The organism is uncultured Campylobacter sp. (assembly GCF_938045225.1).
In the GTDB taxonomy this organism is placed as follows: domain Bacteria; phylum Campylobacterota; class Campylobacteria; order Campylobacterales; family Campylobacteraceae; genus Campylobacter_A.
In genome coordinates this window covers 1-3,759 of the sequence record NZ_CALINL010000224.1, presented here as the reverse complement: position 1 = coordinate 3,759, position 3,759 = coordinate 1, and the positions used below count along the sequence as shown (strand labels likewise).

General features: G+C 45.0%; 4 protein-coding genes. 1 reads left to right on the top strand and 3 read right to left on the bottom strand.

What is annotated here, in order from left to right; all coding sequences use genetic code 11:
- Positions 1-509 precede the first annotated feature (509 nt).
- From Q0200_RS08105 to Q0200_RS08095, 3 genes are read right to left on the bottom strand one after another with little or no spacing between them, the layout of a single operon-like run.
- Entirely contained in the window at positions 510-659 is a 150-nt protein-coding gene (locus tag Q0200_RS08105) for a hypothetical protein (protein ID WP_163026379.1), read from the bottom strand.
- Positions 660-675: 16 nt separating this feature from the next.
- Positions 676-2,523, bottom strand: coding sequence for a mechanosensitive ion channel domain-containing protein (locus Q0200_RS08100; protein ID WP_297940041.1), 1,848 nt, complete (start codon positions 2,521-2,523; stop codon positions 676-678).
- Positions 2,520-3,149: a carbonic anhydrase gene (locus Q0200_RS08095; protein WP_297940039.1), complete on the bottom strand. Its 630-nt coding sequence runs from the start codon at positions 3,147-3,149 to the stop codon at positions 2,520-2,522. Before Q0200_RS08095 ends, Q0200_RS08100 begins: the two co-directional genes overlap by 4 nt.
- Positions 3,150-3,309: 160 nt before the next feature.
- On the opposite strand from Q0200_RS08095, the gene Q0200_RS08090 reads away from it, so the two are divergent.
- A partial coding sequence (locus Q0200_RS08090; RefSeq protein WP_297940036.1) for a Bax inhibitor-1/YccA family protein occupies positions 3,310-3,759 on the top strand: 450 nt, incomplete at its 3' end.

The window sequence follows — 3,759 nt, the reverse complement described above, 5'->3', positions numbered from 1 at the left end:
TGGCGGTTTTGAGCATAGGCAGCAGGGTAATATCCAAATGGAAACGGCGTACGCCTAGAACCAAAATACGTGCTGCGAAGAAATCCGCTTCATCAGTAAAAACGTTAGGGCTGCTTTGATAAAGTAGCCAAAGAGGAAGCGCAAGCAGACGCCGCAAAAGAAAAGAAATTTAAACCGATCAAAGCGACGAGTAAAAGCCAAACCTACGTTTACAAGGATATAAAGCGCGAGTTTTTCGAGAAATTTATCAAAGCCGAACAAGAAAAAGGGACAGACGTAACCAAGCTTTTAGATGCTCTAAATAAAATCCGAAGGCTAGATATTAATGTCTAAATTTGAAGGTGGCGGTTGCCGGGATAATTAAAAAAGAAGAATTCGTATATTAGTTCAAATTCGGCTCAAAAATTAGCCGAAACTCCGCGCCGAATTTACCCGTAAAAGCTAAATTTAAACGCTCCGCATTCGGCCTGTCGGCAAATTTACCACACAAAGCCGAATTTGAGCGCAAATCACATCTCGTAGCTATCCTCTTCGTCTTCGTCGCCGTATTCGTAGTCGTTCTCGTCGTAGTTGTAGCTGTATTTTTCGGATCTCTCGTCGTCAAATTCGGAGTATTCCTCCTCTAGATCTTCCTCTTCGTAGTCAAATTCTTCGCTCATTTTCTCTCCTTTAAAATTATTTTTTCACTTCTTCGACGTATAGGCTCTGGCTAGGGAAGGCAAATCCAAGCCCGTTGGCCTCTACGATATTCATTATTTTTAGCATCACGTCCTCTTTGACGGCCAAAAACTCGCCCCAAACTATCGTCTTTGAAAAGCAGTACACGAGGATATTTATCGAGCTATCGGCAAACTCGTCCACGACGACGAATAAATTCGACTTATAGCCCGCCAGATCGTCGATCGAGACGATACCGCGGTCGTACCTGCTAGCCTTTTTCGAGCCCATATCGTCGCCCTTTGCTATGTCCGGATGATCGATTAGCATCTGTTTGATTTCCTCGACGCACTTTTTGATCTGCTCGGTCGTGGCGCTGTATTCTAGTCCGATTAGCATCCTGATGCGTCGTCCCATCTTTCGCCTGCTCCAGTTTCGGATCGGATCGCTAGCTAGCTTGGAGTTTGGTACAAATATAAGGGCGTTGTCAAAGGTTCGCACGGTCGTTTTCCTAAGCCCGATCTCCACGACCGTTCCCTCGATGTCGCCGCACACGATCCAGTCGCCCTGCGAGAACGAGTTGTCAAAGAGCAGCATGACGGAAGCAAAGAAATTCGCCAAGATATCCTTGGTTGCAAGAGCTACCGCAAGGCCGCCGATACCAAGAGAGGCAATGATGGCGCTGACGTTAAATCCAAGCTTGCTAAGCACGATAAGTAGCGCGATAACGAAGATGATGAAATAGATGATCTTTAGGATCAAATTTATCACCTCTTTACGCCCGCTTTTTTTGGTGAGTTCGTTGATGAGTACCATGCCGTAGCCGTTTAGTACGCTAAGTATGAGCCAGGTAACGGCGATGACGAAAGTGATCGCTAGGAAATTTGCAAATTTTATCGGCATAGGAGCCGGATAGTACGCGATCGAGACGCAGATATCTATCGCGTAGGCTATGAGAGTGAGTAGCATCGGACGCTTGATTATCTCGACGATACGCCCTTTCGTATATCTATCCGAATCGTGCTTGACGAAAAATTTCATCAGCACCCACAACGTGAGCCTGCTAAGTAGCGTCGTAAACGAGACGAAGAACAAAAATACGACGAATATAATCGCAGCCTTGCCGACGTTAAATTTACTCGTAAAGGAGGCTTTTTCATTGATAAAATCGATTGCCGTTTTTAAATTTAGCTCCGAGATGATGTAGTTTGACGTGAGTAGCTCGGCGTTATCGCGTAGGTAGTGGAGTATCTCTTCAAGCGTCTTTTTGTGCGCTTCTAGCGCCTCTAGTTCGCTTTTGTGCGCGGCGAGCGCTTCCTCGTTTAGACTATCCTTAAACTCCTTAAACTGTGCGTAAAACTCGGTCTGAAAGCTAAGCAGCGTCTTCTCGACGGCAAGTTTGACGTTTACGGCTTTGCCGCCCTCCTTAAAGATATTTTCCAAATTTAAAAGCGAGGAGTAAAACAGCTCGTCAAGCCGCATGCGCTCGAGCTCGAGCATATTTTTGACGTATAAATTTTGATTGCTAGAGTTTTTTAGCTTTTTGGTTTTCGTCTCTAGCTCTTGCATCTCTTGTTTGAAATTTTGTACCTGCTCCTCGTCGATTTCGATTTGCATGACGAGATAGGGGATCTGCTCGATCAGTTTTTCTTTTTTCTCTAAGACCGTTCTAAAAAGTACGTTTTTATCGGCGGTTTCGTTGTTTTCGGCGGACTGCGCCTTGATAACAGCAATCTGCGCGTTTGCTTCGTTGATTTGATTTACGACGCTTAGGATGTCGGTTGCGTTTAGATCGTCGCTTGCGGTATTTGCGAACAAATTTAAGCTAAAGCACAGCGCAAAAACGGCGGCTAAAATTTTTCTCATTTCTCGACTCCTAGCAGTTTAAAGCTCTTTGTTACGAAGTTGTAGTTGTAAATTTCGCCCGTTTCTATTATGTAGTGCCAGGCGTAAATTTTTAGCTCCTCGTCTTTAAATTTAGCCTTGACGTCGGGATAACTCAGTAAATTTTCAAACGAATTTACAAGGCTTAGGCGCTCGGTTAGCCACTCTCTTTTTGCGATATTATCGCCGAAAAGCTTTTGCACGCGCTTTTTTACGGGTTCTAGCAAATCTAGCCAGCGCTTTACGTTTGGCATTTTGCTAAATTTAGCCTCATCCATCCACAAAGCCGCGCAGCCGCCGCAGTTGCTGTGCCCGCAGATGATGACGTTTTTTACGTTTAGCGATTGCAAGGCGTACTCGATCGCCGAGGTCGTAGCCAAAAACTCCTCGCTTTTGCGGTACGGAGGCACGATGTTTGCTATATTTCGCACGACGACGAGGTCGCCCGGAACCGTGTTTGTTATGAGGCTAGGCACCACGCGCGAGTCGATACAGCCGACAAAAAGAGTGTGCGGCGTCTGTTTCTCGCCCAGGCTTTCAAAAAGCTCCTTATGCTCCAAAAAATCCTCTTCCATAAATTTAACGGCGCCGTCTAAAATTTCTTGCATTGTATTTTCCTGACAATTTTTTAAAATATTATATCAAAAACGTTTCAAACTTCGTTAAAATTTTTTTAAATTGCTTTTTACGCGTCAAATTCAGCGATCTTTTATATTTTATTTACCTATTTTTGGCTAAATTTGCGTCAAAATTTAAAAAGGAGAAAAAATGAGTTTATATGACAGAAACTATGCAAACTCAAGAGAGCACGAGGTTGCGAGCGAATATTCGCAAAGCGCGCTTAGCACGTTTATCAAGCAAACCTATCAGCTTTTCGCGGCTTCGCTTTTAGCCGCCAGCGTAGGAGCTTACGTCGGGCTTTATAGCTCGCTGGGAGCGACGGTAGCGGGCAACTACTGGCTATTTGTGATACTTGAGCTAGGACTTTTGGTCGGTTTAATGTTTGCTAAACGCAAAGCGGGCTTAAATTTGATCCTACTTTTTGCCTTTACTTTCATTAGCGGACTTACGCTTACGCCTATTTTGGGACGCACTTTTGCAATGCCCGGAGGCGCGGCGATAGTGGCTCAAGCCTTTACGCTTACGACGGTAGCGTTCGGCGGACTTAGCGTATTTGCGATGAACACCAAGCGCGACTTTACCGCGTGGGGCAAGATG

Bases quoted from the DNA above. Each gene is read 5' to 3' on its own strand.
- Q0200_RS08105 (WP_163026379.1), bottom strand. From the start codon at position 659: ATGAGCGAAGAATTTGACTACGAAGAGGAAGATCTAGAGGAGGAATAC.
- Q0200_RS08100 (WP_297940041.1), bottom strand. From the start codon at position 2,523: ATGAGAAAAATTTTAGCCGCCGTTTTTGCGCTGTGCTTTAGCTTAAAT.
- Q0200_RS08095 (WP_297940039.1), bottom strand. From the start codon at position 3,149: ATGCAAGAAATTTTAGACGGCGCCGTTAAATTTATGGAAGAGGATTTT.